The sequence below is a fragment of the Vibrio sp. R10-SG-ISO4 genome, assembly GCF_059834135.1.
The window spans coordinates 221172-247227 of the sequence record NZ_JCBDHJ010000002.1 but is presented as its reverse complement, the minus strand read 5'-3'; the positions used below and the strand labels follow the sequence as shown (position 1 = coordinate 247227).

Genomic DNA, 26056 nt, shown 5'->3' with positions numbered 1-26056 from the left:
TTCTCTGATCGAAATGCCTTCCCATCAGCCTGTCATTGTGAATTATTTACGCCCCAACATACGACTCAAAGTGCCATCTTTATCGACCCATTGATGCTTAAGCGCCGCGGCAATGTGGAGCACCAAGGCCGCAATAATGATCTTAGGGGCAAACCCATGTACGCCCCCCCCGAGCGATTGCAGCCACTCTATTTTTTCCCCTGCAGCAAGGATCTCGACGCCAAACACCTCCAGTGCTCGCCCGCCGCCGACGCTCATGGCGATGCCTGAGATAGGCATCAGTAGTGTCGCCAGCATCAAAATGCCATGAATCGACTTGGCTAGAATCTCTTGAACTCGGGTCAACACCGCCGAGCTTTCAATCGGCCCTTCTTTGAGTCGCCACGCCACGCGCAACACAGCGATCAGCAAAATAATCACGCCAAGGGATTTGTGAATCCCCATTAACTCGCCTTTGGCTGGGCTTCGCTCCATTTGCTCAAGATACAAGCCAAGGCCTAACACGCCAATAAAACCAAGGCCCGTTAACCAGTGAAAAAAGAGGGTGGGTTTAGAATGTGGATTGCTCATGATGACGGTCTCTTATTAAAAGTATGCTGTCTATTATCTGGTCACCCTAGCCATCAATCCAGAGACTTCTAAGTAAAAAAACGTAAAGAGCAAAAAACGTAAAGAGCAGGCGAAAAAAAGCCGAAGCAAATGCTTCGGCTATGGGAAAGTGTGAATCTATCGACTACGGCGTGTAGTAGGTCGCCGCGCCCGGACCAACAGGTAGACCAAGGATGAACACCCATACGTAGAAGAGTATACTCCAACCAACGATAAAGCAGATTGAGTACGGCAGCATCGTCGCGATGAGAGTACCGATACCGAGATTCTTCATGTAGCGAGTTGCCACAGCGAGGATCAGACCAAAGTAACTCATCATAGGTGTGATGATGTTGGTCGTTGAGTCACCAATACGGTAAGCCGCTTGAATCGTTTCTGGTGCGTAGCCAACCAGCATCAACATAGGCACGAAAATCGGTGCGGTGACCGCCCACTGCGCTGACGCTGAACCGATCATCAAGTTGATGAAGCCGCACATCAAGATAAAGGCGAAGAACAGCATTGGGCCAGTAAGACCAATATTTTGCAAGAAACCGGCACCGGCTACGGCAAACACTTGACCAAAGTTCGTCCATTTGAAAAATGCAACAAACTGCGCAGCAAAGAAGACTAAGACAATGTACATGCCCATTGATGACATGGATTTAGACATCGCATCAATCACGTCACGGTCATTGTTCATCGTGCCCACTACGCGGCCGTAAACAAAGCCAGGAATCGCGAAGAAGACAAAGATAAACGCCACGATGCTCTTAAGGAACGGAGAACCCGCGACAGTACCTGTGCTTGAGCGCAATACGCCATCTTCTGGAACGATCGTCCAAGCCAGTAGCGCCGAGACCACTAGGATCGCAATACCTGCCAACTTCAAGCCTTTCTTTTCGATAGCCGTCAGGCTACCCATTTTGTCTTGAGACAGATCTTCCGCCGCTTCTTCGTCATTGTATTTACCCAGTTTTGGCTCAACGATTTTCTCAGTCACGAAGGCACCGGTAATGGCGATAAAGAAGGTGGAGACGAACATGAAGTACCAGTTCACCTCAGGACCGACGGTGTAAGTTGGGTCGATCATCTGAGCGGCGGTCTCGGTAATACCAGACAGCAGTGGATCCACCGTACCAATAAGCAAGTTCGCCGAGTAGCCACCGGATACACCGGCAAACGCCGCCGCCAAGCCCGCCAAGGGATGACGACCTAAAGAGTGGAATAGCATCGCTGCCAGTGGGATCAGAACCACATAGCCTAGCTCAGATGCGGTGTTAGAAATGATACCAGCAAAAACCACGGTCACAGTAACCATGCGCTTAGACGCGCCCATCACCATACCGCGCATCGCGGCAGAAAGTAGACCCGAGTGTTCAGCGATCGCAACACCTAACATGGCGACCAATACCGTCCCGAGCGGCGCAAAGCCAACGAAGTTCTTCACTAGGTTGGTCACGATCAGTTGAAGGCCTTCAGCGTTCAGTAAGCTGACCACATGAATCATTCCATCTGCGGCACGACCGCTTGCCCCTTCCGGACGAGGATCAATGACTGACACTTCGAAGTACCCGGCAACGCCAGATAGCACGAGAATCGCGAGACAGAAAATAGCAAATAGTGTGATTGGGTGGGGTAATAGGTTCCCCAAATACTCTACCGAGTCAAGAAAGCGGGTAAAAATAGGCTTTTTCGGCGAGCTTTGTTTCATTGAAGCAGATGAACTCATCTGTTCCCTCCTTGTCGTTTTTCCTACGCTTTTGTGACAGGGCTGTCACAAAAGCTTGGGCAGAGTACTCGACAAGAAGGTCAATTAGAAATCCTAAATGTTACAAAACGTATCAAACAGTAGAACAATCAACCAAAAAAATTAGCTTACAATGAAAAATATCACTAATTAAACGATAAATAACAACACAAAAAACCACAAATAAAATAAACACCATCAATCATTTGTTACTTTTGCACCGCCTTAAAGCGAGGATTGGTTTTGCAGATCACGTATAAGCGCCCTCTTCGCTTAACGATTTGGCAATCAGGATGACGGCTTTTTGCACTCTTTAATGATTTCACGACTTTCATCTCTTAATTCTCCATTAATTGTTATGTTATAACATGTCAATTAATAATCATTATCAATAAGAAAAGCAAGCAAAATTTGTGATACTTTGCCGTATCAATCCGTACTGAAGACCTTAGCCATGTATTCCATAGAACCGATTGGCATTATCGAAAGCCCTTACAAAGAGAAATTCGCCGTTCCTCGTCAACCTCGCTTGGTCCCTGCTGCGCGATCACGCGTCAAACTGCAAGGGGCGGCCAATAGCCCTGAAGCCGTGCGTGGATTAGAGCAGTTTTCTCACGTGTGGTTGCTGTTTTTGTTTGATCAGAATCTGCAAGCGGGATGGAAGCCCACTGTGCGTCCGCCTCGCTTGGGCGGCAATGAGCGCATTGGTGTGTTTGCCTCGCGCTCGACATTCAGACCTAACGGTATCGGCATGTCGGCGGTCGAAGTCAAAGGGGTGAGCAGGCAAGGCGATCAGATCTATCTGGATCTGGGCAACGTTGACTTGGTCGACGGCACCCCGATTATCGACATCAAGCCCTATATCCCCTACTCAGATTCAGTGGCTGAGGCCAAAGGAGGCTACGCGGAAGCAGAGCCTGAAACCTCTCAAGTCCACTTCTCCTCGACTGCGCTAGCCTCGCTCAACAAGCACCACGATGCGGAGTATGTCAAAACCGTTATCGAACAAGTACTGGCGCAAGACCCTCGTCCGGCCTACAAAAAGAATAAGCCCGACGACAAGGAATATGCGGTAAATTTGTTCGATCTGAACGTCAAGTTCACCGTTCACGATAACTTAATAACAGTTACTGCGATTGAAAGCTTTTGACAACACTCTTTGGCTGATATTATAAGCGGCTAACCATTTTCCCTTTGTGGGATCTTCATACTTCAGCCCGTTGGCTTGAGTATCTAACTTTACTAAACGGATAAATTGAATGCGTACCAGTAACTATCTTCTTTCTACTCTTAAGGAGACTCCAAACGACGCAGAGGTCGTGAGCCACCAGCTCATGCTCCGCGCAGGTATGATCCGTAAGCTGGCTTCAGGTCTATACACCTGGCTGCCTACTGGTCTGCGTGTGCTGCGTAAAGTCGAAAACATCGTTCGTCAAGAAATCGACAATGCAGGCGCCGTCGAAACCTTGATGCCCGTTGTTCAGCCGTTTGAACTATGGGAAGAGACAGGCCGCAGCGAGAAGATGGGTCCTGAACTCCTTCGCTTTACTGACCGCCATACGCGTCCGTTTGTTCTAAGCCCAACCGCGGAAGAAGTGATCACTAGCCTAGTGCGCAACGAAGTGAGCTCTTACAAACAACTACCGCTCAACCTGTACCAAATCCAAACCAAATTCCGCGATGAGCGTCGCCCACGTTTTGGCGTAATGCGTGCACGAGAATTCTGCATGATGGACGCATACAGCTTTGACATCGACAAAGAAGGTCTAGAGAAATCTTACCAAGCAATGCACGATGCGTACTGTAAAGCCTTCGATCGCATGGGTCTTGAGTACCGCCCAGTACTGGCTGACTCTGGCGCTATTGGTGGTAGTGGTTCTCAAGAGTTCCACGTACTTGCGGAAAGTGGTGAAGACCTCATCGCCTTCTCGACTGAGTCTGATTACGCAGCGAACATCGAAAAAGCCGAAGCGGCCGCACCTGCTGGTGAGCGCGCTGAGCCAACTCAAGAGATGACGCTGGTGGATACGCCAAACGCGAAAACCATCGCAGAGCTTGTAGAGCAACACGGTCTACCTATCGAGAAGACAGTGAAAACGCTTTTCGTAAAAGCCTCTGATGAAGTAGACGCAGACATCATCGCGCTAATCATCCGTGGCGACCACGAACTAAACGAAGTGAAAGCAGAAAACCTTCCTCAAGTTGCAGCTCCTCTAGAGATGGCAAGCGAAGAAGAGATTCGCGCCCTGATCGGCGCAGGTCCTGGCTCACTCGGCCCTGTGGGTCTTGAGTTGCCATTCATCGTTGACCGCACTGTTGCTGTAATGAGCGACTTCGGTGCGGGTGCGAACGTTGATGGCAAGCACTACTTCGGTATCAACTGGGGTCGTGACGTTGAGCTTGGCCAAGTTGAAGATCTGCGTAATGTTGTCGAAGGCGATCCAAGCCCATGTGGAAAAGGTACCCTAATGCTTAAGCGTGGTATCGAAGTGGGTCACATCTTCCAGCTTGGCAATGTTTACTCACAAGCGATGAACTGTGGCGTGCTGGGCCCTGACGGTAAGAACGTCATCCTGGAGATGGGTTGTTACGGTATCGGTGTGTCACGCGTTGTGGCTTCAGCGATTGAACAAAACCACGACAAATACGGCATCATCTGGCCAGACGCTCTAGCGCCTTTCCAAGTAGCGATCGTACCAATGAACATGCACAAGTCTGAAGAAGTGAAAGAAGCAGCTGAGAAGCTGTACGCTGAACTGACGGCTATGGGTATCGAAGTCCTATTCGATGACCGTAAAGAGCGCCCAGGCGTTATGTTCTCTGATATGGAACTGATCGGTATTCCTCACACTATCGTGATTGGTGACCGTTCAATGAAAGAAGGCAACTTCGAGTACAAGAACCGCCGCTCGGGAGAGAAGACGCCAGTCGCTATCGCTGACGTGATTGAGCACCTCAAGGCACAACTTAGCTAATACCGCTTAAGCGATACAAACAAAAAAGGTTGACGTGAAAGCGTCAACCTTTTCTATTTTGGATGTTTGCTCAATGGCGACGCTACTCCAAAGGCTCTGTCGGCGCTTGACTGGCGACCTTCTTCTCGGCATAAGCCACATCTACCAGCGCATCCGCATTGCCATCAATCAGCTCTCCAAAGTGAAAAATACCAAACTCACCCGGCTTCATCCGATGCCAGGTTTCATTGTCCGTCAGCGGTTGAGTAGCAATCACTGAGACAATATCGTTGGGCGTCGTCTCTTCTTGAAAGTTGATGGTCACATCTTCATCAATCAATGTCGCTTGCCCAAAAGGCGCGCGGCGCGTGATCCAATACAGATGATTGGTGCAATACGTCATCACATACTCTCCGTCAGAGAGCAACATATTGAAGACCCCTTTCTCTTTGAGCATGTCACAACACATGGCCACAAAGCGAAATACCCCCACCATGTCGTGCGGTGGTTGTGGGTAACGATCTTCCATCTGCTTGAGCAGCCAACAAAACGCCATCTCACTGTCGGTTTGCCCCACTGGCCGATGCCGACCTGTGTCCATCTGTTGGTAGTCCGTCAACTGGCCATTGTGGGCAAAAGTCCAGTAACGCCCCCAGAGCTCGCGGGTAAACGGATGGGTATTTTCCAGATTCACACCACCACGGTTGGCTTGGCGAATATGGCTGATGACCGCACGGCTCTTAATCGGATAGTTTTGCACTAACTCGGCAATTTTCGACTGACAGCTAGGGTTAGGGTCTTTGAAATTACGAAAACCTTTCCCCTCATAGAAGGTGATCCCCCAGCCATCACTGTGCGGGCCAGTTTTGCCCCCACGCTGCATTAAGCCAGTGAAACTGAAACAAATATCGGTCGGAACGTTGGCACTCATACCGAGCAATTCACACATGCTTCAAACCACTCCCTGTCAACGTGATGGCGTAATTACGCCATCTCCTTTTCAATCAATTGGATCACAATGTGGATGATTTTGATGTGGATCTCTTGAATGCGATCCGCGTAGCCGAAATGAGGAACACGAATCTCGATATCCGCTACCCCCGCCATTTTGCCGCCGTCTTTACCCGTCAGAGCGATGGTTTTCATGCCTTTCGCTTTTGCCGCTTCTATCGCCTTAAGAATGTTCCCTGAGTTGCCCGAGGTAGAGAGGCCAAACAGAACATCCCCAGCCGAACCGACCGCTTCAACATAACGAGAGAAAACAAAGTCATAACCAAAATCGTTGCTAACACAAGAGAGGTGGCTTGGATCTGAAATGGCAATCCCAGGGTAACCCGGACGATTTTCACGATAGCGTCCAGTGAGCTCTTCGGCGAAATGCATCGCATCGCAGTGTGAGCCGCCGTTACCGCACGAGAGCACTTTGCCCCCTTGCTTGAATGAATCGGCAATGAGTTTCGCTGCGGCTTCAATTTGAGCAATGTTGTGCTCATCACTTAAAAAGGCATTCAAGACGTTCGCCGCTTCAGTTAATTCACTTTTGATCAGATCGTGGTACATAGGGAATTCTCTAATTGTTATCTTCGATGGGGTGATTTAGCCACAAAGCTAAATACCATTGTTTACGAGTTTACTCGAACCATCCAGAGTGTCGATAGCTGCGCGTCAACTAATGCCAATTCCTCCCCCTACTTCGCCCACAAATTCAGCACGGACCGACAATTTTAGAATTTTCACTCTACTTAGATCACTTTTTAAGCACGATTGGGTTTTACATTTCATTAATGAGTTGTTTACACTCTAACTGGTTAGACCTCTTATAAGATAAACGACGTATAACCCTTAACCCTACATTTTGGGGCGTCGAAGAAGGAAATACACATGGACATCTTGCTCTCAATATTAGGCTTTACGGTGGTACTGGCGACCTGCTTATACCACCGCAGCTCCTTAATCCTTTCACTGTTTGCGTTAACACTGACGATGGTCGTGCTCTCCATCTGGGGCAGCGCAGGATCGTTGAGTTGGATACTGTACATCGCCGCCACTGCGGTTTTGGCCGTTCCATCGATTCGTCAGTCTCTGATCAGTAAAAAAGCCCTTTCTCTCTTTAAGAAAGTGCTGCCCGCCATGTCTCAAACCGAAAAAGAGGCGTTGGATGCCGGTACGGTTTGGTGGGAAGCAGAGCTTTTTAAAGGCAAACCAGACTGGAACAAGCTGCACGACATTAAAGCGCCGACGTTAAGTGCCGAGGAGCAAGCTTTCCTCGATGGCCCCGTCAATGAAGTGTGTGCGATGGTGAACGACTATCAGGTCACCCACGAGTTGGCCGATCTACCACCGCAAGTTTGGCAGTACCTAAAAGACAACAAGTTCTTCGCAATGATCATCAAGAAGCAGTACGGTGGGCTTGAGTTCTCTGCCTACGCTCAGTCGCTGGTATTGCAAAAGCTCACTGGCGTCTCTGGCGTGCTCTCTTCTACCGTTGGCGTGCCTAACTCATTGGGCCCGGGCGAACTGCTGCAACACTACGGCACCGACGAACAGAAAAACTACTATTTGCCACGCTTAGCCGAAGGTAAAGAGATCCCTTGTTTTGCACTGACCAGCCCAGAAGCAGGCTCAGACGCGGGATCCATTCCAGACTTCGGTATTGTCTGTAAAGGCGAATGGGAGGGCAAAGAAGTCCTCGGCATGCGCCTAACTTGGAACAAGCGCTACATCACGCTCGCCCCAGTCGCCACCGTTCTCGGCCTCGCCTTTAAATTGCGCGATCCAGACGGCTTACTCGGCGAGACGGAAGAACTCGGCATCACCTGCGCGCTGATTCCCACACACCTAAAAGGGGTGGAAATAGGCAATCGCCACTTCCCGCTCAACGTGCCTTTCCAAAACGGCCCGACACGAGCCAATGATCTGTTTGTACCTTTAGATTTCATCATTGGTGGCCCATCAATGGCCGGTCAAGGTTGGCGCATGCTGGTCGAATGTTTGTCTGTGGGTCGCGGGATCACCTTACCGTCGAACTCAACCGGTGGCATTAAGACGGCGGCTTTGGCAACTGGTGCGTACGCGCGTATTCGCCGTCAATTTAAACAACCGATTGGCCAGATGGAAGGCGTCGAAGAGCCATTAGCACGTCTAGGTGGTAACGCGTATGTGATGGACGCGGCGAGCAACCTGACTGTCGCGGGGATTGATTTGGGTGAAAAGCCCTCGGTCATCTCAGCGATCGTGAAGTATCACTGCACCCACCGCGGTCAGCAAAGCATCATCGATGCGATGGACATTGTCGGTGGTAAGGGCATTTGTCTTGGACCGAAGAACTTCCTCGCGCGCGGCTACCAAGGCTCCCCGATTGCCATCACGGTAGAAGGGGCCAACATCCTCACCCGCTCCATGATCATCTTTGGCCAAGGGGCGATTCGTTGCCATCCGTTTGTGCTGGAAGAGATGAATGCGGCTTACTCTGACGCCTCCGATGCGCTTGATAAGTTTGATAGCGCGCTTGCCGGTCACGTCAGCTTTACCCTGAGCAACCTTGTGCGCAGTGTCTGGCTGGGTGTTACCGATGGCCGTTTCTCCAGTGCACCGGTTCAAGACAGCACGAAACGTTACTACCAGCAGCTTAACCGCTACAGTGCTAACATTGCCTTCTTGGCCGATATTTCGATGGCGGTACTGGGTGGTTCGTTGAAGCGTAAAGAGCGCTTGTCGGCTCGCTTGGGCGACATTTTGAGTCAATTGTACTTAAGTTCAGCCACGTTGAAACGCTTTGACAACGATGGCCGCATTAGTGATGACTTGCCATTGGTTCACTGGGGATTGCAAGACAGCTTGAAACAAACCGAGCTAGCGATTGATGAGTTTCTCGCCAACTTCCCAAATCCTTGGTTGGGTAAAATCCTGCGCGCTCTGATCCTGCCTTTTGGCCGCGTTCGCCGAGCGCCGAATGACAAACTCGACAGCAAAGTCGCGCAAATTCTGCAAACGCCAAGCGCCACTCGTGCTCGCTTAGGTCGTCATCAATACTTCGAAGCGAGTGAGTTCAATCCTGCGGGTAAAATTGAGCAAGCCTTGACGGTAATTTTAGAGGCAGAGCCGGTGTTTAAGAAAGTATGTAAAGCGCTCAATGAGCGTAAGCCTTTCTTGCGCCTCGATCTCATCGCCGATATTGGCCTAGAGAAAGGCATCATCGACACAAAAGAGGCTGAACTGCTACGCAGTGCCGAAGAGCACCGCCTCTATGTAATCAACGTCGATGATTTCGAGCCCAAAGAACTGGCGACCAAACCAGTTCGAAAGAATAAGCCCAAAATCGTCGAAGTCGCCTAATGCGCGCATACTAAGCGTATAAAAACGACAAAGGGCAGCCTCGCTGCCCTTTGCTTTATCTCGCTATCCTTACTGGTAACTATCCTTACTGGTAAATAGAAACCTTCGCTAAGCCGACGAGTTATCGTCACTAAGGTTGATGTTGGATTGATAGAGAGCATCACTCTTAAACACTCTCCATCGATGCTTGCCTGCATAGCGCTGCCGCAACAGCTCTTACGGATTACTTCTTCGGCATCTCAAGTTGCATTTCCGGCATCGCTTCTTTCTTGGCTTTGAGCTTACGCATCACAAACCAGACCACTAGCCCCAACAAAATCGCAATTAGGTTGCCGACACCGATGATGATCATACTCTTGGTTCGCTGAGCTTTTCTAAACTCAGCCAACTGCATCTCTTCCATGATTTTCTGTTGCTTAAGGCGTTCCTCTTCTTGCAGACGACGGGTCTCAGCAATATCGATGTCTTCGACCACACTGTAGGTGTGTTGATTCTTGGCAAAGATCAGAGGACGTTGCGAGCCCAACTCGGTGGCGAAGGTCTTTGAGGACCATTGGTAATTGCCCAGCGTACCGTCATACGGCACTTCAAGCTCAAAGGTGCTGCTTTCTGGCTCCGAAGCCCCTTGCACGCTAACCACATTGCCCTTCGGATCAGTATGGTCGACAAACCCAGCAAGACTGCCTGGCATGATCATCCCCATCTCACCGGAGAACACCACGCGATGAGGCTCACCAGCGGCTCGTGATTGAATGAAGGTCGTTTCCAATGGGGTGGGATAAACCAATACCTCTTGCTCTTGAGCACGCAGGAACACACCATTGCCGGAGGTAATGCGCACGCGATACTTACCCGGCGCGCTGGTAATAGGTAGCGACACCGTAAACACGCCATCGCCCGCCACTTCGTCGAGCCCTTGACCATCATCAGCAAACACACCGATCTCTTCTGGCACCGGACGCGCTTCTTTGACTAACTGATCTTCATTCTCAACATACTTGGTGAAGGTCACTTTTAGTTGAACGCGGTCCAGAAAATCACGCAAAACTAATGGCTTTTTGTCCGCCGTTAAGCGAGCAGTGAACTTCAGCTCTTCCCCTTGATAGAGCCGGTTGGGCAGCACGTCAGTAGCCAGTTCAAGATGAGAAATCAGAGTAATTTTGTTCTTAGGCGTGACTTTGCCGATCGCCTGCCAAGGACCGGGCATTGGGTTATCAATCGAAATGATGTCCATCGCCGACTCTTGATACCAACGCACATTATCTGGGCTGCGCCAGGCGTAATATTTCTTACCATCAGGGCGGACTAACACCACAGGTTGGGAGTTTTGCGCGCGGTAGATAACAAAGGTGATTTGCTTGATGGTGGGGTCGACTCGAAAACGGTTATCGAGCAGAGACATTGAGGACTCTTGCGCTGCAAATCCTAGACAACTGAATACCATGCCCACTAGGGCAATCCAACTCCTCAACATCCCTTCTCCTACTGACGCCAGAGGCTGCTTGCGCTCTTCTCGACGATATCTAATCTTTTATTGTGTGCTTCTAGTTCATCGGCCGTTGCTTTAATTACCTTTAGCGCTTTTCGACCACTGGCGACGCGTTTTATTGACTCACCTCCCACATCGCCGTCACTGGCGCTACCGGGATTAAATTGCAAAGAGGTCTGCCCACCGGTCATCAACAGGTAAACGTCGGCGAGAATCTCCGCATCGAGCAAAGCGCCGTGCAAGGTACGGTGTGAGTTATCTATGCCGTATCGCTCACACAAGATGTCCAAGTTGTTGCGCTTACCAGGGAAGATCTTCTTCGCCATCGCCAGCGTATCGGTGACTTTGCAGTAGTCTTCTGTTTTACCAATACTCGGGTCTAATAAGGCAAACTCATTGTCCATAAAGCCGGTATCGAAGGGCGCGTTGTGCGCCACCAACTCGGCCCCTTTGATGAACTCAAGGAACTCTTGGTGGATAGCGTGATACTCGGGCTTATCAACCAAAAACTCATCCGTAATACCGTGTACTTCTATCGCGTCTGGCTGAATCTCGCGATCGGGCTTAATGTAGACGTGAAAGTGTCGCCCGGTCAGCTTACGATTAATGATCTCAACGGCACCGATTTCAATAATGCGGTGACCAATATGCGGCGCGCCGCCTTCTCGGTTCATACCTGTGGTTTCGGTATCGAGTACAACGATGCGGCCGTATTGCGAATTGCTGCTGGTATTCATAACAATATCTATGTCAGACTATGTCTCTAAGTGATTAAACCAATAGTACCAAAACATGACGAAACAGGTGGAAATTTTCACAGACGGTTCTTGCCTTGGCAACCCTGGACCCGGTGGTTATGGCGTTGTCCTGCGTTACAAACAGACGGAAAAAACCTTAGCCAAAGGCTATACCCTCACCACCAATAATCGCATGGAAATGATGGCTACCATCGTCGCTCTCAAGGCGCTCAAAGAGCCTTGTCATGTCATCCTCACCACCGATAGCCAGTACGTTCGCCAAGGCATCACGCAATGGATTCACAACTGGAAGAAGCGTGGCTGGAAAACCGCCGACAAAAAACCGGTCAAAAATGCCGATTTATGGCAAGCGTTAGATGCCGAAACCGCACGTCACAACGTCGAGTGGCACTGGGTGAAAGGCCATGCCGGGCACAGAGAAAACGAGATGTGCGATGAGCTAGCCAGAGCCGCCGCAGAAAACCCAACCGAAGAAGATACAGGCTATCAGCCGAGCTAACGGTTCTTTGTTCTTCAATACCGCAGCTATTGCTTAGGGTTGAGGGAAATTTTGTAATTGACGCCCAGTGGCGTCAATTTTCGTTTAAGCTTCCAGTGAGGTTTGATCGGCTTGAGCGGGTAAGTCCGCTTTCTTGCTACGATAAAATAGAGGCTGCCCATCGGCCGCGCCCACTCCCCCAGGCTATTTTCCATCCAAGTCCAAAACGTTCGATAGCTTTGCATCGGAAACAGAGCGTAGCGATCGCACTCAATCACTTCATAATTGAGTACGCCCAGCCAATCTTTAATGCGATTGGGGGTAAACATCCGGCCACTCCAAGGCAAGTTGTGTTTGCGCCACGGCATCAGGCTTGCCAAGCCGGTCAAACTCAGTGGGTTAAAACCGGTCAAAATCAGATAGCCATCATCCATCATCACTCGGTCAACCTCACGTAATAAGCGGTGGGGATCGTTACAATAATCGAGTTGGTGTGCCATAACGATGGCATCAAAGCTCTTTTCTAGAAACGGCAGTTGATAACCGTCAGCGATGACGTTATGCAAGGGATTTTTTATGTCGAGCTGGACTTGATGTTGAATGTTGCAACTAAAACTGGTTAACTCACAACTCAAGCCACCTAGCTTGAGCAGGTGATAACCAAACAGCTTCGGACACCATTCATCGACGCGAGTTTGGATAGACTCACTCACCCACTGGCCGTTTTTTAATTGCGTCCACGAATGGGGTTGTTCTAGCTTCTTCTTACTGCGGGCTGGCTTCATACTTAACCTGCTTCACTCAAGAGTCGATGACGACAGTGTCACTGGAGAGACTTCCATGTTAGAGATCAAAAGCATACCTGCATTTAACGACAATTACATCTGGCTTATCGAAAATCGAGATAAGCGTTGTGCGGTTGTTGACCCCGGTGATGCGGCTCCAGTCCTGGCGTATCTCAAACAGCACGAATTGAGCTTGGAAGCGATTTTAATTACCCACCATCACAATGATCACATTGGCGGCGTCGCCGAGCTAGTGCGCCAATTCCCAACCATCAATGTGGTGGGGCCTGCAAGCGAGCCGATTCCAACCTTATCCCACTCTGTCTCTACTGGCGATCAAATTGAGCTGTTTGGTGAAGTGTTCCGTGTCATCGGCCTTGAAGGACATACATTAGGTCATATCGGCTACGTCGGTGATGGCAAACTGTTCTGCGGCGATGTGCTGTTTTCTGCCGGCTGTGGGCGCGTGTTTGAAGGCACGATGGAACAGATGCATACCTCATTGTGCAAACTGGCGGCTCTGCCTGATGAGACCGAGGTCTATTGCGCTCATGAATATACCGCGAGCAATGTCGCGTTTGCATTGGCGGTCGAGCCCGATAACGTCCAACTTCAGCAATATCGTGATGAAGTGAATCGGCTGCGTGCGCAAAATCAACCCACCCTCCCTACCACGCTTGGGAGAGAAAAACGCATCAACCCTTTCCTGCGTACCGGTGAACCCAGTGTCATGCGCTCGGTAGCCAATCGGACCCAAGAGACAGACGCACTCGCGATATTTAGCGCATTACGTGAGTGGAAGAACGAATTTTAGCACTTTGGTGCTTGTCACTGCCTAAGTGACGAAAGTATTATCAGCAGCCAAAGATTAAAAGGGCTGGATAATGCGATTGAAACATAGCTGGGCTTTGGCTCTCCTGCTGACAGGGTGTCAACTGACTCAGTCTGACCATACCGGTGAAGGCGAAAGCCCTGACACCAATACTCCTAACACGGCTTTGCAGCACACATCAGTAGCTGCGAAGCCCGCGACCAAGACAAAAGCCACCAAACCCGCGCCCGTTGTGACCCCAGAGTCTCAAGAAGATGTGTGGCAGCGAATTGCGATGCAACTCGAGATGCCAATCCCGGAGCACAAAAGCGTGGATTACTACCGCACTTGGTATCTCAAACACCCTAACCATCTCAAAACCGTCTCCGAGCGCGCGCAGCCATTTCTCTACCTAATTACGGAGAAAATCGAGCAGCGTGGCCTTCCGCTAGAATTGGCCCTGCTTCCTGTCGTAGAGAGCTCATTTGATGCCTTTGCCTACTCGCACGGTAGCGCCGCTGGCTTGTGGCAGTTTGTACCTGCGACCGGTAAATCATTTGGCTTGAAACAGAACTACTGGTATGACGGACGTCGAGATGTCGATGCCGCGACCGATGCCGCGCTTGACTACCTCACTCAGTTAAACCGCCGCTTCGATGGCGATTGGCAACATGCCATCGCAGCCTACAATAGCGGTGGCGGTCGTGTCTCTAGTGCAATTCGTAAAAACAAAAAACTGGGTAAGCCGACCGATTTTTTCTCGCTTGACCTCCCTAAAGAGACCAGTGGTTATGTCCCTAAACTGCTCGCCCTAGCGGATGTGGTGGCCAACCAAGAAAAATACGGTATCGATATTCCTGCCATCGCCAACCAGCCTGTGGTTGAACTGGTTGATCCTAAAGAGCAGTTAGATCTGGCGATTGCAGCCAACTACGCTGGCCTAACGGTAAAAGAGCTGCAAAGCTTAAACCCAGCTTACAATCAGTGGGCCACCGCACCCGATGGCCCCCATCAGTTATTGCTGCCCGTCAATTCGGTCGCACCGTTTCGCCAAGCCGTTGAAGCCAACCGTGGTCAAGGTCTAAAAGTGGTGCGTTACAAGGTGAAATCGGGCGATAGCCTGAGTGTGATTGCCAACAAACACAACACAACCACTAAGGTGATTCGCACCGCCAATAACCTCAAAGGCAACACGATTCGCGCGGGTCAGTACCTGATGATTCCGACCTCGACCCGTGACGACAAAGCGTACACCTTGAGCGCATCCAACCGATTGGCACAAACCCAGTCTCAAGCGCGTGGCACCTATAAACTGACGCATACTGTGAAGTCAGGGGAGAGCCTCTGGAGCATTGCCTCTACCAACAACGTATCGCACCAATCCTTGGCAAAGTGGAATGGCATGAGCCCAAGAGACACGTTGCGCGTTGGCCAATCACTGGTGATTTGGAAAGAGAACAAAGAAGGCGCGATCATTCGCACTGTCTTTTATGATGTCCGCTCCGGAGATACCCTCAGTGGTATCGCGAGCAAGTTCAAAGTGAAAAGCCGCGACATCGTCAAATGGAATGACCTGAGCAATCAGAAATACCTCAAGCCCGGTCAAAAACTCAAGTTGTATGTCGATGTCACTAAGGTGAGCGTATGAACCCGTCAAGTAACCCTTTGATCATGCTGGTGGATATTTTCCGTTCGCCCAGCGCTTGCTTTCTCGCCTTGTACCAGCGCGGCATGTGGGGATGGCAACCCTACTTGTTTCTAATTCTGTCGCCATTTTTGTTCTGGGGCGCCTACTTTGACATGGTCAATGTCGCCTGGCTACAAGAGACACTGGAAGCGCAATTGGCTATCACCAATCCTGAGCAGCTCGCTCTACTGGATGCTAATACCTTAATGGCCAGTGAGATCATCAGTGATGTCGCCGGACGCACACTGACGATTGTGATGTTGGCGTTTTGGTTTAATTTGGCCACTAAGCCGAGTCAGCATCAACATGGTTTTTGGCGTTGGTTTGCGGCGAGCGCGGTGATCACCTTCCCAGCGATCATTGGCGATTTGGCGAGCTACATCAGTGTGCTGTTAAAACACGGTCAAGTGATGGTCTACGCTGCCGATCTCAATAGTTTGAATGGCTTACTCAAATTGCCGCTGACTCACTCATGGTCGCAATTTGCCAGCTCGTTTCCTTTGCTGCTGCCTTGGTACATCGCACTGGGATATGCAGCGGTCGGCACTTGGACGGAGTTTGAGCGTGGCCAAGCGTTAGCCATCGCCGCTCTCCCTTGGGTCGCTTACTACCTGATTTGGGCTCTCTATATTGTTATTTTTTAAGCTCAAAACTGGCTAACATTGGATTATGATCGGAGGCGTCACTGTGTGGTGCCTCTGCTGTCTTCAGCGTCAATCCACGATAGAAGATATGATCCAGCTGCAGGCCCGTCAGAAACTGAGTGCGGTTATCAGGCGTAAAAGTGACCGCGTTGAGCGCTAAGCCCGACAACGCTTGACGCATCACCGTCATGCGCTCTTCACTCCAACTGTTAAAATCCCCCGCCACCAGCATTGGCCCCTGATGCTTTCTGAGCTCCGTCACCAAGGTGTCAATTTGGCGCAGGTACTCTTGGGTGCCATAAGTGAAATTAACCGCATGAATGTTGACCACGGCAAGCTCACGGCCATCACTCAACGGATAACGAGCATAGAGCGCCGATTTGGGTAAACGCAGCCAAGGTTCCAATTCAGTGTAAGCGCAAGCCAGACGCGGGGCACCGAGTGTCAAATTGAGCACTCCGGCACTGGTATCAAACACTTTAAACGCATCCACTTGGGTGCCAAACCAACGCGCTTGTTCAATGTATTGCTTGAACGCCTCCCCCATGCTCGCCTCTTGCAGCAGCACCAACTGCTTGTTGTCACTGAGCTCGCGCAGCGCTGATTGCCAAGAGGGACGATTTTGCTTGTAGATATTCCACACCAAGATATTCAGTTGCCCCTCTTTATCCAGCGCAGGCGCCTGTGGATTCTGGTAGCAATGCAGGGAGACCTGACTCTCTTGATTGGACAGCGAGTAGACCTGACGGTCGGCAGGCAAGATAAAAATGGTATGAAAGAGCGTGAGCCCCATTAGCGTAAGCGCACTTATGGTGACTAGCGTTATGGTAAGGCGTTGTTTCATTTCGCGACCCTATTTGGAAAAGGGAGAGTTGGAAAGCGGGTAGTGAGAAAAGGCATAGCTAGAAAAAAACATAGAGTAAAACGTGTGGTAAGGAAAGCGGTCTTAGATAAAACAAAAGAGCCATTAGGCTCTTTTGTTCTCATTCGGATTCGGCGTTAAATCGCTTCTTCGTCTTCTTCACCCGTACGGATGCGTACCACGCGCTCCACATCTGTAATAAAGATTTTACCGTCGCCAATTTTACCGGTTTGTGCGGTTTGGATGATGGTGTCGACACACTGCTCAGCCACCTCTTCGTTGACCACAATCTCAAGCTTCACTTTCGGCAGAAAGTCCACCATGTACTCCGCGCCTCGGTAGAGCTCGGTATGACCTTTCTGACGACCAAAGCCTTTCACTTCAGAGACCGTCATACCTGTGATACCGACTTCTGCCAACGCTTCACGTACGTCATCCAATTTAAATGGCTTGATGATGGCTTCGATTTTTTTCATGTTCATCCCTTAAACTTGCGCAACATATTTTCCCGATTATCACACGAACATCATGCAATAAAAAGCCCGAGCCAACACTCACCAAAAGTTTATCACTCAACCAAGGTCATGACTCGGGTCCTTTAACCAATCCCACCGTCGCAAAGCAATGACGAGACTGTGAAGAATGGCATTATTTTAAGCTTGCGTAATACGCGGCTAAGTTTTCGATATCCGCATCACTGAGCATCGACGCTTGCGCCTGCATTACTGCTGCCAAGCCGCCATTGCGCTCTTTGTTTTTGTACGCCTTGATAGAGGAGATCAAGTACTGCTCATTTTGGCCCTTTAAGTTTGGATAGCCAGGGATCACGGCAATACCATCAGCGCCATGACACGCCGCGCACACGGCGGCCTTCGCTTGCCCTGCCGCCGCATCGCCCGCCGCTAATGCGTGTCCACTCACTAATCCTAGGCTCATCATCACTGTGATTGCGATTGTCTTCATTGCTCTTCCTTATCCATTGTCTTTTTTGTTTGATGACGATGGGTATCGCCACTCCCCAATAAGGCTAGGGGTATTATTTTTACGATTGTGGCACAACTCTGGTTTACTTGTTCCAGGTAAGTTCACAATCTTGACCAATAAAGGCTTTATCAACAAAGAGATGCGCCACTGCTGCAACTTGGTCACCACACATTAAAATCGGCGTTCGGCGTCTCAACCAGCTGGGTACGCCGTACTCCTGAAACAGTTTTTTCATCGGCCGGCGATGACCTCGTTCAGAAGGGTGAGCGGTAAAACCTTGCGGGTCAAAAGTAATACGCAGGGGCTGTGCACTAAGCGCTGCTAAAGACAAATGCCCTTGAGAAGAAGTGCGCAGCGCGAGGTGCCCCAAGTTGGCGGGAAGTTCGATACTCTGACCGATAGTAATCTCATGCTGCCAATGTTCGAGACTGGCGTGATCGCCAACCAAGTAGAGTCGCTGCTGATAACGACGAACCTCTCGCTGACCATCCACAACAAACCTAGGGTTCGCATCACAGCGCGCCAGTGCCACTTGTTGCCATATCAATGCGAGTTGATTGACGCTTGGCATGGCGAGTTGGTGCTCGGCAAACCACATACGCATCAATCTTGCACGCATCACCTCACTGCACGTGCTTAAGGCTTCAATCGATAAGCTCGCATCAGCAAGCAGAACTGCGGCGAACTTATCCTCAAGCAGTTCATCAAGTAGTAACTCTTGCTCGGCGCACAGCTGCGCACTGCGCGCAATCGCAGTGGGTAAGTGGGGCCAGCGCTCGGTCAGCACGGGGGAGACATGATGGCGAATAAAGTTGCGATCAAAGCGGGCATCTTGGTTGCTTTCATCCTCTATCCAATCGAGCTGATGTTCTTGCGCGAAAGCGACGATCGCTTCTCGGCTCACATCGAGTAAAGGGCGCAGCAAAGTCCCTTCGCGCAAATTTTTTTGCTTACCCATCGCAGAGAGCCCTTTCGGCCCGCTGCCACGTTTTAACGCGAGTAGAAACGTCTCGACTTGGTCATCGCTATGATGCCCGGTTAACAGCACATCGCCTTGGCTGAGATAGTGTTCGAGGGCTTGATAACGCGCCTGGCGCGCCTTCGCTTCAAGGCTTTCACTGCCGCAATCGAGCGTCACTTTCTCTACATGGCACTCCATCTGCGCCGCTGCTGCCCATTGCTCACACCGCTTAGCCCAATGGTCCGCATTTGGACTTAAGCCATGATGAACGTGAACCGCGCAGACATCGAGTTCTGGGCGCTGCGTGGCGCGATATTGATGAAGTAGATGCAGCAAAACACGCGAATCAACGCCACCACTGAGCGCCAACACCACACGTGGCTGGCTCTGTTTGGATGCGTCGAGATAACTCGACAAGGCTTGGCTAAAGTGTGAATAGAGATCAGTCATAAGGCATCAAGGTTAGACTCATTGGCCAAAGTGTATCACTGCCACTTGGAGGGAGCTATGATGCTCAAGCGCAAAAGGCGAGCGCCACTACGCAAAAAGGCCGAAACAGAGTCCGGCCTTGAAAGATAGAGACGATAAATCAGCAGTAACCGTAGCTCATCAAACGCTGGTAACGACGCTCAAGAAGCGTATCGTTGTCGAGCGAGGCTAGATCATCAAGCTGCTTGAGTAGCGTCGCTTTCATATTTTGCGCCATCTGAACATGGTCACGATGTGCTCCGCCTAGTGGCTCTTCAATGATTTCATCAATCAGCTCAAGCTCTTTAAGACGAGGAGCAATCAGACCCATCGCCTCTGCCGCTTGCGGCGCTTTGTCTGAATCACGCCATAAGATAGACGCACAACCTTCCGGTGAAATCACCGAGTAGGTCGAGTATTGCAGCATGTTGACGTAATCACCAACACCGATCGCCAATGCACCGCCAGAGCCGCCTTCACCGACGACGTTACAAATCACAGGCACTTTCAAGCCCGACATGACTTTCAAGTTGGTCGCAATCGCTTCTGACTGACCGCGCTCTTCCGCGCCAACACCTGGGTAGGCACCAGCAGTATCAATGAAGGTAATGATCGGCATGTTAAAACGCTCAGCCATTTCCATCAGACGCTTAGCCTTACGGTAACCTTCTGGCTTAGGCATACCGAAGTTGCGTTTCACTTTGTCACGAGTCTCACGTCCTTTTTGATGACCAATGATCATCACAGGTCGGCCATCAAGGCGTGCCATACCACCGACAATCGCTTTGTCATCCGCGTACGCTCGGTCACCGGCTAGCTCTTCAAACTCGGTAAACATATGCTGGATATAGTCCAGCGTGTAAGGACGTTGTGGGTGGCGGGCCAGTTGAGCGGTTTCCCACGCACCAAGATCACTGAAGGTCTTCTTTTTCAGTTCTAAACTCTTTTTCTCTAGCTGTTCGATCTCTTTCGCGAGATCGACGCCAGAATCACCACCATGACGAGACACATCACGTAGCGCTTCGATTTTTGCTTCTAGCTCTGCGATTGGTTTTTCAAACTCTAAAAAATTCAGGCTCATCTATCGATCCTTGTGGGTTTGGCGTTCACCAAACTTAGTTAAATTCGAGTTCCACTTGGCTAGCACCAAGCAGTTGTTTTAAATTGTCTAACAGTTCGTCGCTTGGCGTTACTCGCCACTGGGTCCCTAGCGTTAAACGCGCTCGTGCATCGCTACGCTGGTAGTATACATGGACAGGGACTGTCCCTGCCCGATAAGGCTCTAGTATTTGACTAAAGCGCTCAAAAAACTGCCCATCAATTTGATTGTGATCGATGGAGAGCGACAAACCACGCGCGTATTTTTCTCGCGCTGATCCAAGATCCATGACTTCACGGGCCGACATTTTAAGTCCCCCATTGAAATCATCAAAGCTGACCTGTCCAGAAACCACGAGAATTCGATCTTTTTCAAGCAATTCGGCGTAGCGATCCAGCGCATCGGAGAACAACATCACTTCCATGCGGCCACTGCGATCGTCCAAGGTCATAATGCCAATACGTGAACCTCGCTTGGTGGTCATCACCCGTGCTGCGACCACCAACCCCGCCACCGTGACACTTTGATCGCGCCGAGTCGGCGTCGCATCGGCTAAGCGGCAACTGGTGTATTTATCTAACTCTTTAAGGTACGCGTTGATCGGATGCCCCGTCAAATAGAGACCTAAGGTATCACGCTCCCCTTCTAGCCACACTTTCTCTGGCCAAGGTGGCACCTTGGTGTATTTGTGCTCAACTTCCTCAGGCGCTTCGGTCAATACGCCAAACAGATCCGTTTGACCAAAGGCTTCGGCTTGGTGATGCTGACTGGCCGCTTTGACTGCATCATTGAGTGACGCCATCATCGCCGCTCGATGTGGCCCCAATCTATCAAGCGCACCGGCGTAAATCAGTTTTTCAATCACTCGTTTATTGACCTTTTTCAGATCGATTCGTGCACAGAAATCAAACAGGTCTTTAAAGTGGCCGCCCTCTTGCCTCGCTTGCATGATGGCATCAATCGGCCCCTCACCGACACCTTTGATCGCACCAATACCGTATACAATGGCGCCATCGTCATCGACATTGAAACGATACAAACCAGAGTTGATGTCCGGTGGTAGCACCTTGAGCTTCATGCGCAAGCATTCGTCCACCAGACCAACCACTTTCTCGGTGTTATCCATATCGGCGGTCATCACCGCGGCCATGAACTCCGCAGGATAGTGTGTTTTTAACCACAGCGTTTGGTACGACACCAAGGCATAGGCAGCGGAGTGCGATTTGTTAAAACCATAACCGGCGAATTTTTCCACCAAGTCAAAAATCTTCATCGCCAACTCGCCGTCGACGCCGTTTTTAATCGCCCCCTCTTCGAAGATGGCGCGCTGTTTGGCCATCTCCTCAGGTTTTTTCTTACCCATAGCTCGGCGCAACATATCCGCGCCACCGAGCGTATAGCCCGCGAGGATCTGGGCAATCTGCATCACCTGCTCTTGGTAGAGAATGATGCCGTAGGTCGGGTCGAGGGTCTCTTTGAGCGATTCGTGTTGCCAGGTTTCATCTGGGTAGGAAATCGCTTCGCGGCCGTGCTTACGGTCGATGAAGTTATCCACCATCCCCGATTGCAGCGGGCCCGGTCGAAATAGGGCCACCAGTGCGATGATGTCTTCAAAACAGTCTGGCTGAAGTCGCTTGATCAGCTCTTTCATTCCGCGCGATTCGAGCTGGAATACCGCTGTGGTCTCGGAGTTTTGCAGTAAGCGGAATGATGGCGCGTCATCGAGTGGGATCGATTCGATTCTCACCGGCGCTTTGCCCTCGCGCTCAAGGCGAGGGTTAATCAGCCCCAAAGCCCAATCGATAATGGTCAGGGTACGCAGACCCAAGAAGTCGAACTTCACCAGACCGGCGGTTTCCACATCGTTCTTATCAAACTGAGTGACAGGGAAGTGTCCTTCCGCATCGGCATAAATCGGAGCAAAGTCGGTGATGGTCGTGGGTGAGATAACCACGCCCCCCGCATGCTTACCGGCGTTTCGTGTACACCCTTCAAGGATGCGACACATGTCGATCAGCTCTTTGACATCTTCGTCGGCTTCATACAGCTCAGGTAATGCAGGTTCGGCCTTGAACGCTTTTTCGAGCGTCATACCCGGATCGGGTGGCACCAATTTAGAGATGCGGTCAACAAATCCAAACGGATGGCCCAGCACTCGGCCGACATCTCGGATAACCGCTTTGGCCGCCATGGTACCGAAGGTAATGATCTGCGATACCGCATCACGACCATACATTTCCGCCACGTGATCGATCACCTGATCACGCTTGTCCATACAAAAGTCGACGTCAAAATCGGGCATCGAAACACGTTCTGGGTTCAAGAATCGCTCGAACAGCAAATCGTACTCAAGCGGATCCAGATCGGTGATCTTTAGCGCGTACGCCACTAAGGAGCCGGCACCCGAACCTCGGCCAGGGCCTACAGGAATATCATTGTCTTTGGACCACTGGATAAACTCCATTACGATCAAGAAGTACCCCGGGAAGCCCATGTTGTTGATCACTTCCAGCTCGACTTGCAAGCGCTCATCGTATTCTGGTCGTCTTTCGGCACGCACTTGCGGGTCAGGGAACAGAAACTCCAGTCGCTCTTCGAGACCTTCTTGTGACTTTTTCACTAGGAACTCGGTTTCCAACATGCCATCGGTTGGGAAGGCCGGCAGGAAGTACTCATCCAGTCTCACCGTCACGTTACAACGCTTAGCAATTTCTACACTGTTCTCGAGGGCCTCAGGGATGTCGGCGAAAAGCTCGCACATCTCTTCTTCGGTGCGCAAATATTGCTGAGAGCTGTAATTTTTTGGGCGGCGCGGGTCTTCTAAGGTGTAGCCATCATGAATCGCGACGCGAATTTCATGAGCATCAAACAGCGAGGGCTCGAGAAACACCACCTCATTGGTCGCCACCACCGGCAGTTGCTGCTGCTCGGCAAATTCGAGCGCGAAGTGTAGGTAACTCTCTTCGTCGTTACGCCCGGTTCGAGTGAGTTCGAGGTAGAAACGGTCGGCAAAATGTTGCTGATAAAACGCGGCACACTGCTCGGCAATCCCTTGGTTGCCTTTGAGTAGCGCACGACCGATTTCACCGCTTCGACCACCGGACAACACAATCAAGCCTTCAGAAAGCTCAGCCAACCACGCCTTGTCAATCACAGGCTGGTGTTGAACATGGCCTCTCAAGTAGGCTTTAGAAATCAATAAGGTGAGATTGTTGTAACCGGTGTTGTCTGCCGCAAGCACGGTTAGCTTCGTCAGCTCATCGCCAAACTCCGGCGATTGCATGACAAAATCCGCTCCTATGATGGGTTTTACACCACAGTTGTGCGCAGTGCTGTAAAACTTCACCAAGCCACACAGGTTGGTAAAATCGGTGAGCGCAACGGCAGGCATACCTAGTTCAGCCACTTTCTTCACCAAGGGCGGCACTTTCGACAGCCCGTCAATCATGGAGAAATCACTGTGAACTCGAAGGTGGATAAACTTAGGGTCGTTCATAGGTTGTGAATCACTTAGGTACAAATAGGTAACATCAGTTGGGGGCTATTCTACGTTATCGCCCCCACTCGCTCAATTCGCAAGGCTACTCGATGCCGAGCGCGCGTTTCACCGGCTTAAAGCTTTTGCGATGCTCATCAATCACGCCGTGCGCTTCAATCGCCGCAAAATGGGCTTTGGTCGGGTAACCTTTGTGTTGCGCAAAACCAAATTGCGGATGTCGCTTATCAAGCGCTTCCATCTCTTGATCGCGCACCACTTTTGCGATGATTGACGCTGCACTGATTTGCGCGACACGCAAATCACCTTTGACGACCGCCATTGCATCCATAGGCAGATCAGGGACTCGGTTGCCATCAATCAGAGCAAGATCGGGCGTTAGCGATAAACCCGCAATCGCGCGCTGCATCGCAACCATTGTCGCTTGAAGGATATTCCACTCATCAATTTCAGCAGGGGAGCATCGACCGATAGACCAAGCCAACGCTTTCTCTTTGATCTCCGGTAGCAAGGCTAAACGCTTTTTCTCAGAGAGTTTTTTTGAATCATTGAGCCCTTCGATCGGATTGTTCGGGTCGAGGATCACCGCTGCGGTCACGACATCGCCGACTAAAGGGCCACGCCCCACTTCATCGACACCGGCAATCCATTGATAGCCTGTTGGATACTCAAACGGGGCTAAGGGGGTAGCTTGTTTTGCCATTTATGCTTTACCTATTAATGATAATACGGCGTTGGCCGCTTGTTCATCGGCGCCTTTACGAATCCAATGATGCATCTCGGTGAATTTCTCGACCATCGTCTCCCCTTCACCAGCCAAGAGCCTTTCTATCTCCGCACTGAGATTTTCTGGTGTGCACGCTTCGAGTAAGTACTCTTTAACGATCTCTTTGTCCGCCAAAATATTAGGTAAAGAGACAAACGGCGTTTTGACTAAGCGACGCGCGATAAACGCAGTAATGGCGTTCACTTTATACCCCACCACCATAGGACGCTTAATGAGCATGCACTCTAACGCCACGGTGCCAGAGGCCAGCAGGACCACATCAGACGCCGTAATGACGTTACGCGCGGTATCATCCACCAAGGTGAACTCAAGTTCTGGTGCATAAGTTTGCCAAGCATGCTCAAATTGCTCACGACGCTTAGGGTTAACCAAGGCCACCACAAAGCCTAAATCGGGATGGGTTTGATGCAGGCGTTGGCAGGTTTCAAGGAAAGGTTGGGAGAGCATGTTAAGCTCACTGCCGCGACTGCCTGGCAGCACCGCTAACCAGCGTTTATTCGGGTCCAAACCGAGCAACTCACGCGCGGGCGCTTTGTCGGAGACCATAGGAATTGCATCGGCAAGGGTGTGGCCAATAAACTCACACGGCACTTGGTGGCGATCATAGAAGGCTTTTTCAAACGGCAAGAATGCAAGCACCAGATTCGTCGCTGCTTCAATCTTGACGATACGTTTTTGTCGCCACGCCCAAACCGACGGGCTGACATAATGGACGGTTTTAATGCCCGCTTGCTTTAAACTGAGCTCAAGCCGTAAGTTGAAATCAGGCGCATCGATACCGACAAACACATCGGGCGGATTGTGAGTAAAGTAATCGACCAAAGATGCTTTGACTTTGAGCAGTCTCGGCAGTCGACCCAGCACTTCGACCAGCCCCATCACGGCCAGTTCTTCCATATCGAACAGAGATTCGCAGCCCTGAGCGATCATCTTAGGGCCACCAATACCGACAAATTCCGCATTGGGGTAGCGCGCTTTTATCGCTTTGATAAAGCCCTCGCCTAAGGTATCACCAGAGAGTTCCCCCGCGACGATACCAATTCTCAGTGGCTTTTCCATTGTCATGATGTATCGGTCCAATTAAATGCAAAATAAAAAAGGCCGTCTGATTTCCTAGACA

23 protein-coding genes are annotated in these 26056 nt (G+C 50.7%); 7 read left to right on the top strand and 16 right to left on the bottom strand.

Going from position 1 to position 26056, the window contains the following annotated elements:
* Nucleotides 1-42: 42 nt before the first annotated feature.
* The 3 genes from AC6R03_RS02070 to ykgO form a co-directional block, all read right to left on the bottom strand.
* Nucleotides 43-570: a cytochrome b gene (locus AC6R03_RS02070; protein WP_500631714.1), complete on the bottom strand. Its 528-nt coding sequence runs from the start codon at nt 568-570 to the stop codon at nt 43-45.
* 163 nt (nt 571-733) lie between these two features.
* A complete protein-coding gene (locus AC6R03_RS02065) occupies nt 734-2320 on the bottom strand; it encodes an AbgT family transporter (protein ID WP_500631715.1) in 1587 nt (528 codons plus the stop codon).
* A gap of 227 nt (nt 2321-2547) precedes the next feature.
* Nucleotides 2548-2673, bottom strand: a complete 126-nt coding sequence (gene ykgO, locus AC6R03_RS02060) for a type B 50S ribosomal protein L36 (RefSeq protein ID WP_005380299.1) — start codon at nt 2671-2673, stop codon at nt 2548-2550.
* 119 nt (nt 2674-2792) lie between these two features.
* On the opposite strand from ykgO, the gene tsaA reads away from it, so the two are divergent.
* On the top strand, nt 2793-3488 hold the full coding sequence (gene tsaA, locus AC6R03_RS02055) for a tRNA (N6-threonylcarbamoyladenosine(37)-N6)-methyltransferase TrmO (protein WP_500631716.1): 696 nt from the start codon (nt 2793-2795) through the stop codon (nt 3486-3488).
* A gap of 109 nt (nt 3489-3597) precedes the next feature.
* Complete coding sequence (locus AC6R03_RS02050) at nt 3598-5313, top strand: proline--tRNA ligase (protein WP_500631717.1); 1716 nt, start codon at nt 3598-3600, stop codon at nt 5311-5313.
* 82 nt (nt 5314-5395) lie between these two features.
* Here the strand turns inward: AC6R03_RS02050 and AC6R03_RS02045 are convergent, their stop codons facing one another.
* Together AC6R03_RS02045 and lpcA are read right to left on the bottom strand one after the other, a co-directional pair.
* Nucleotides 5396-6241, bottom strand: coding sequence for a class II glutamine amidotransferase (locus AC6R03_RS02045; protein ID WP_500626565.1), 846 nt, complete (start codon nt 6239-6241; stop codon nt 5396-5398).
* 35 nt (nt 6242-6276) lie between these two features.
* Nucleotides 6277-6852: a D-sedoheptulose 7-phosphate isomerase gene (gene lpcA / locus AC6R03_RS02040; protein ID WP_334554503.1), complete on the bottom strand. Its 576-nt coding sequence runs from the start codon at nt 6850-6852 to the stop codon at nt 6277-6279.
* 321 nt (nt 6853-7173) lie between these two features.
* Here lpcA and fadE point away from each other — a divergent pair, with 321 nt between their 5' ends.
* A complete protein-coding gene (gene fadE / locus AC6R03_RS02035) occupies nt 7174-9627 on the top strand; it encodes an acyl-CoA dehydrogenase FadE (RefSeq protein ID WP_500631718.1) in 2454 nt (817 codons plus the stop codon).
* Between the two features lie 223 nt (nt 9628-9850).
* Here fadE and AC6R03_RS02030 read toward each other — a convergent pair whose 3' ends face one another.
* Both AC6R03_RS02030 and dnaQ read right to left on the bottom strand, forming a co-directional pair.
* Nucleotides 9851-11101, bottom strand: coding sequence for a TIGR03503 family protein (locus tag AC6R03_RS02030; protein ID WP_500631719.1), 1251 nt, complete (start codon nt 11099-11101; stop codon nt 9851-9853).
* 8 nt (nt 11102-11109) lie between these two features.
* Nucleotides 11110-11853 carry a DNA polymerase III subunit epsilon gene (dnaQ, locus tag AC6R03_RS02025; protein ID WP_487901264.1) on the bottom strand — a complete coding sequence of 248 codons (744 nt, stop codon included), beginning with the start codon at nt 11851-11853 and terminating at the stop codon, nt 11110-11112.
* Nucleotides 11854-11908: 55 nt separating this feature from the next.
* Between dnaQ and rnhA the strand changes: the two genes are divergently transcribed.
* The gene (gene rnhA / locus AC6R03_RS02020) at nt 11909-12373 is read left to right on the top strand and encodes a ribonuclease HI (protein WP_487901265.1); all 465 of its coding nucleotides are present in this window, start codon (nt 11909-11911) and stop codon (nt 12371-12373) included.
* Nucleotides 12374-12399: 26 nt separating this feature from the next.
* Here the strand turns inward: rnhA and AC6R03_RS02015 are convergent, their stop codons facing one another.
* Nucleotides 12400-13137 (bottom strand): class I SAM-dependent methyltransferase, encoded by a 738-nt coding sequence (locus AC6R03_RS02015; RefSeq protein ID WP_500631720.1) that lies wholly within the window; start codon nt 13135-13137, stop codon nt 12400-12402.
* Between the two features lie 55 nt (nt 13138-13192).
* Between AC6R03_RS02015 and gloB the strand changes: the two genes are divergently transcribed.
* The 3 genes from gloB to AC6R03_RS02000 all read left to right on the top strand — a co-directional run bounded on the left by gloB (nt 13193) and on the right by AC6R03_RS02000 (nt 16279).
* Nucleotides 13193-13951: a hydroxyacylglutathione hydrolase gene (gene gloB / locus AC6R03_RS02010; RefSeq protein WP_500631721.1), complete on the top strand. Its 759-nt coding sequence runs from the start codon at nt 13193-13195 to the stop codon at nt 13949-13951.
* Between the two features lie 70 nt (nt 13952-14021).
* The gene (locus tag AC6R03_RS02005; protein ID WP_500631722.1) at nt 14022-15596 is read left to right on the top strand and encodes a LysM peptidoglycan-binding domain-containing protein; all 1575 of its coding nucleotides are present in this window, start codon (nt 14022-14024) and stop codon (nt 15594-15596) included.
* Nucleotides 15593-16279, top strand: a complete 687-nt coding sequence (locus tag AC6R03_RS02000; RefSeq protein ID WP_487901269.1) for a YIP1 family protein — start codon at nt 15593-15595, stop codon at nt 16277-16279. Before AC6R03_RS02005 ends, AC6R03_RS02000 begins: the two co-directional genes overlap by 4 nt.
* Here AC6R03_RS02000 and AC6R03_RS01995 read toward each other — a convergent pair.
* The 8 genes from AC6R03_RS01995 to lpxB all read right to left on the bottom strand — a co-directional run bounded on the left by AC6R03_RS01995 (nt 16269) and on the right by lpxB (nt 25995).
* Nucleotides 16269-17123, bottom strand: coding sequence for an endonuclease/exonuclease/phosphatase family protein (locus tag AC6R03_RS01995; RefSeq protein WP_500631723.1), 855 nt, complete (start codon nt 17121-17123; stop codon nt 16269-16271). The genes AC6R03_RS02000 and AC6R03_RS01995 overlap by 11 nt on opposite strands.
* Nucleotides 17124-17278: 155 nt before the next feature.
* Entirely contained in the window at nt 17279-17617 is a 339-nt protein-coding gene (gene glnB, locus AC6R03_RS01990) for a nitrogen regulatory protein P-II (RefSeq protein ID WP_500631724.1), read from the bottom strand.
* Between the two features lie 172 nt (nt 17618-17789).
* The gene (locus AC6R03_RS01985) at nt 17790-18104 is read right to left on the bottom strand and encodes a c-type cytochrome (RefSeq protein WP_334554484.1); all 315 of its coding nucleotides are present in this window, start codon (nt 18102-18104) and stop codon (nt 17790-17792) included.
* 103 nt (nt 18105-18207) lie between these two features.
* Nucleotides 18208-19536: a tRNA lysidine(34) synthetase TilS gene (gene tilS, locus AC6R03_RS01980; protein WP_500631725.1), complete on the bottom strand. Its 1329-nt coding sequence runs from the start codon at nt 19534-19536 to the stop codon at nt 18208-18210.
* 139 nt (nt 19537-19675) lie between these two features.
* On the bottom strand, nt 19676-20635 hold the full coding sequence (accA, locus tag AC6R03_RS01975; protein ID WP_334554481.1) for an acetyl-CoA carboxylase carboxyl transferase subunit alpha: 960 nt from the start codon (nt 20633-20635) through the stop codon (nt 19676-19678).
* 34 nt (nt 20636-20669) lie between these two features.
* A complete protein-coding gene (gene dnaE, locus AC6R03_RS01970; protein ID WP_500631726.1) occupies nt 20670-24149 on the bottom strand; it encodes a DNA polymerase III subunit alpha in 3480 nt (1159 codons plus the stop codon).
* An 85-nt stretch (nt 24150-24234) separates the two neighbouring features.
* Complete coding sequence (rnhB, locus tag AC6R03_RS01965) at nt 24235-24852, bottom strand: ribonuclease HII (protein WP_500631727.1); 618 nt, start codon at nt 24850-24852, stop codon at nt 24235-24237.
* Nucleotides 24853-25995, bottom strand: a complete 1143-nt coding sequence (gene lpxB / locus AC6R03_RS01960) for a lipid-A-disaccharide synthase (protein WP_487901399.1) — start codon at nt 25993-25995, stop codon at nt 24853-24855.
* Nucleotides 25996-26056: the final 61 nt, after the last annotated feature.

What these genes read in the sequence shown, in the direction of transcription:
- AC6R03_RS02050 (WP_500631717.1), top strand. Translation starts at nt 3,598, where the DNA reads ATGCGTACCAGTAACTATCTTCTTTCTACTCTTAAGGAGACTCCAAAC.
- AC6R03_RS02065 (WP_500631715.1), bottom strand. Translation starts at nt 2,320, where the DNA reads ATGAGTTCATCTGCTTCAATGAAACAAAGCTCGCCGAAAAAGCCTATT.
- AC6R03_RS02030 (WP_500631719.1), bottom strand. Translation starts at nt 11,101, where the DNA reads ATGTTGAGGAGTTGGATTGCCCTAGTGGGCATGGTATTCAGTTGTCTA.
- tsaA (WP_500631716.1), top strand. Translation starts at nt 2,793, where the DNA reads ATGTATTCCATAGAACCGATTGGCATTATCGAAAGCCCTTACAAAGAG.
- fadE (WP_500631718.1), top strand. Translation starts at nt 7,174, where the DNA reads ATGGACATCTTGCTCTCAATATTAGGCTTTACGGTGGTACTGGCGACC.
- accA (WP_334554481.1), bottom strand. Translation starts at nt 20,635, where the DNA reads ATGAGCCTGAATTTTTTAGAGTTTGAAAAACCAATCGCAGAGCTAGAA.
- rnhB (WP_500631727.1), bottom strand. Translation starts at nt 24,852, where the DNA reads ATGGCAAAACAAGCTACCCCCTTAGCCCCGTTTGAGTATCCAACAGGC.
- AC6R03_RS02000 (WP_487901269.1), top strand. Translation starts at nt 15,593, where the DNA reads ATGAACCCGTCAAGTAACCCTTTGATCATGCTGGTGGATATTTTCCGT.
- lpcA (WP_334554503.1), bottom strand. Translation starts at nt 6,852, where the DNA reads ATGTACCACGATCTGATCAAAAGTGAATTAACTGAAGCGGCGAACGTC.
- AC6R03_RS02015 (WP_500631720.1), bottom strand. Translation starts at nt 13,137, where the DNA reads ATGAAGCCAGCCCGCAGTAAGAAGAAGCTAGAACAACCCCATTCGTGG.
- AC6R03_RS02045 (WP_500626565.1), bottom strand. Translation starts at nt 6,241, where the DNA reads ATGTGTGAATTGCTCGGTATGAGTGCCAACGTTCCGACCGATATTTGT.
- AC6R03_RS02070 (WP_500631714.1), bottom strand. Translation starts at nt 570, where the DNA reads ATGAGCAATCCACATTCTAAACCCACCCTCTTTTTTCACTGGTTAACG.
- gloB (WP_500631721.1), top strand. Translation starts at nt 13,193, where the DNA reads ATGTTAGAGATCAAAAGCATACCTGCATTTAACGACAATTACATCTGG.
- rnhA (WP_487901265.1), top strand. Translation starts at nt 11,909, where the DNA reads ATGACGAAACAGGTGGAAATTTTCACAGACGGTTCTTGCCTTGGCAAC.
- AC6R03_RS01995 (WP_500631723.1), bottom strand. Translation starts at nt 17,123, where the DNA reads ATGAAACAACGCCTTACCATAACGCTAGTCACCATAAGTGCGCTTACG.
- lpxB (WP_487901399.1), bottom strand. Translation starts at nt 25,995, where the DNA reads ATGGAAAAGCCACTGAGAATTGGTATCGTCGCGGGGGAACTCTCTGGT.
- dnaE (WP_500631726.1), bottom strand. Translation starts at nt 24,149, where the DNA reads ATGAACGACCCTAAGTTTATCCACCTTCGAGTTCACAGTGATTTCTCC.
- AC6R03_RS02005 (WP_500631722.1), top strand. Translation starts at nt 14,022, where the DNA reads ATGCGATTGAAACATAGCTGGGCTTTGGCTCTCCTGCTGACAGGGTGT.
- tilS (WP_500631725.1), bottom strand. Translation starts at nt 19,536, where the DNA reads ATGACTGATCTCTATTCACACTTTAGCCAAGCCTTGTCGAGTTATCTC.
- dnaQ (WP_487901264.1), bottom strand. Translation starts at nt 11,853, where the DNA reads ATGAATACCAGCAGCAATTCGCAATACGGCCGCATCGTTGTACTCGAT.
- AC6R03_RS01985 (WP_334554484.1), bottom strand. Translation starts at nt 18,104, where the DNA reads ATGAAGACAATCGCAATCACAGTGATGATGAGCCTAGGATTAGTGAGT.
- ykgO (WP_005380299.1), bottom strand. Translation starts at nt 2,673, where the DNA reads ATGAAAGTCGTGAAATCATTAAAGAGTGCAAAAAGCCGTCATCCTGAT.
- glnB (WP_500631724.1), bottom strand. Translation starts at nt 17,617, where the DNA reads ATGAAAAAAATCGAAGCCATCATCAAGCCATTTAAATTGGATGACGTA.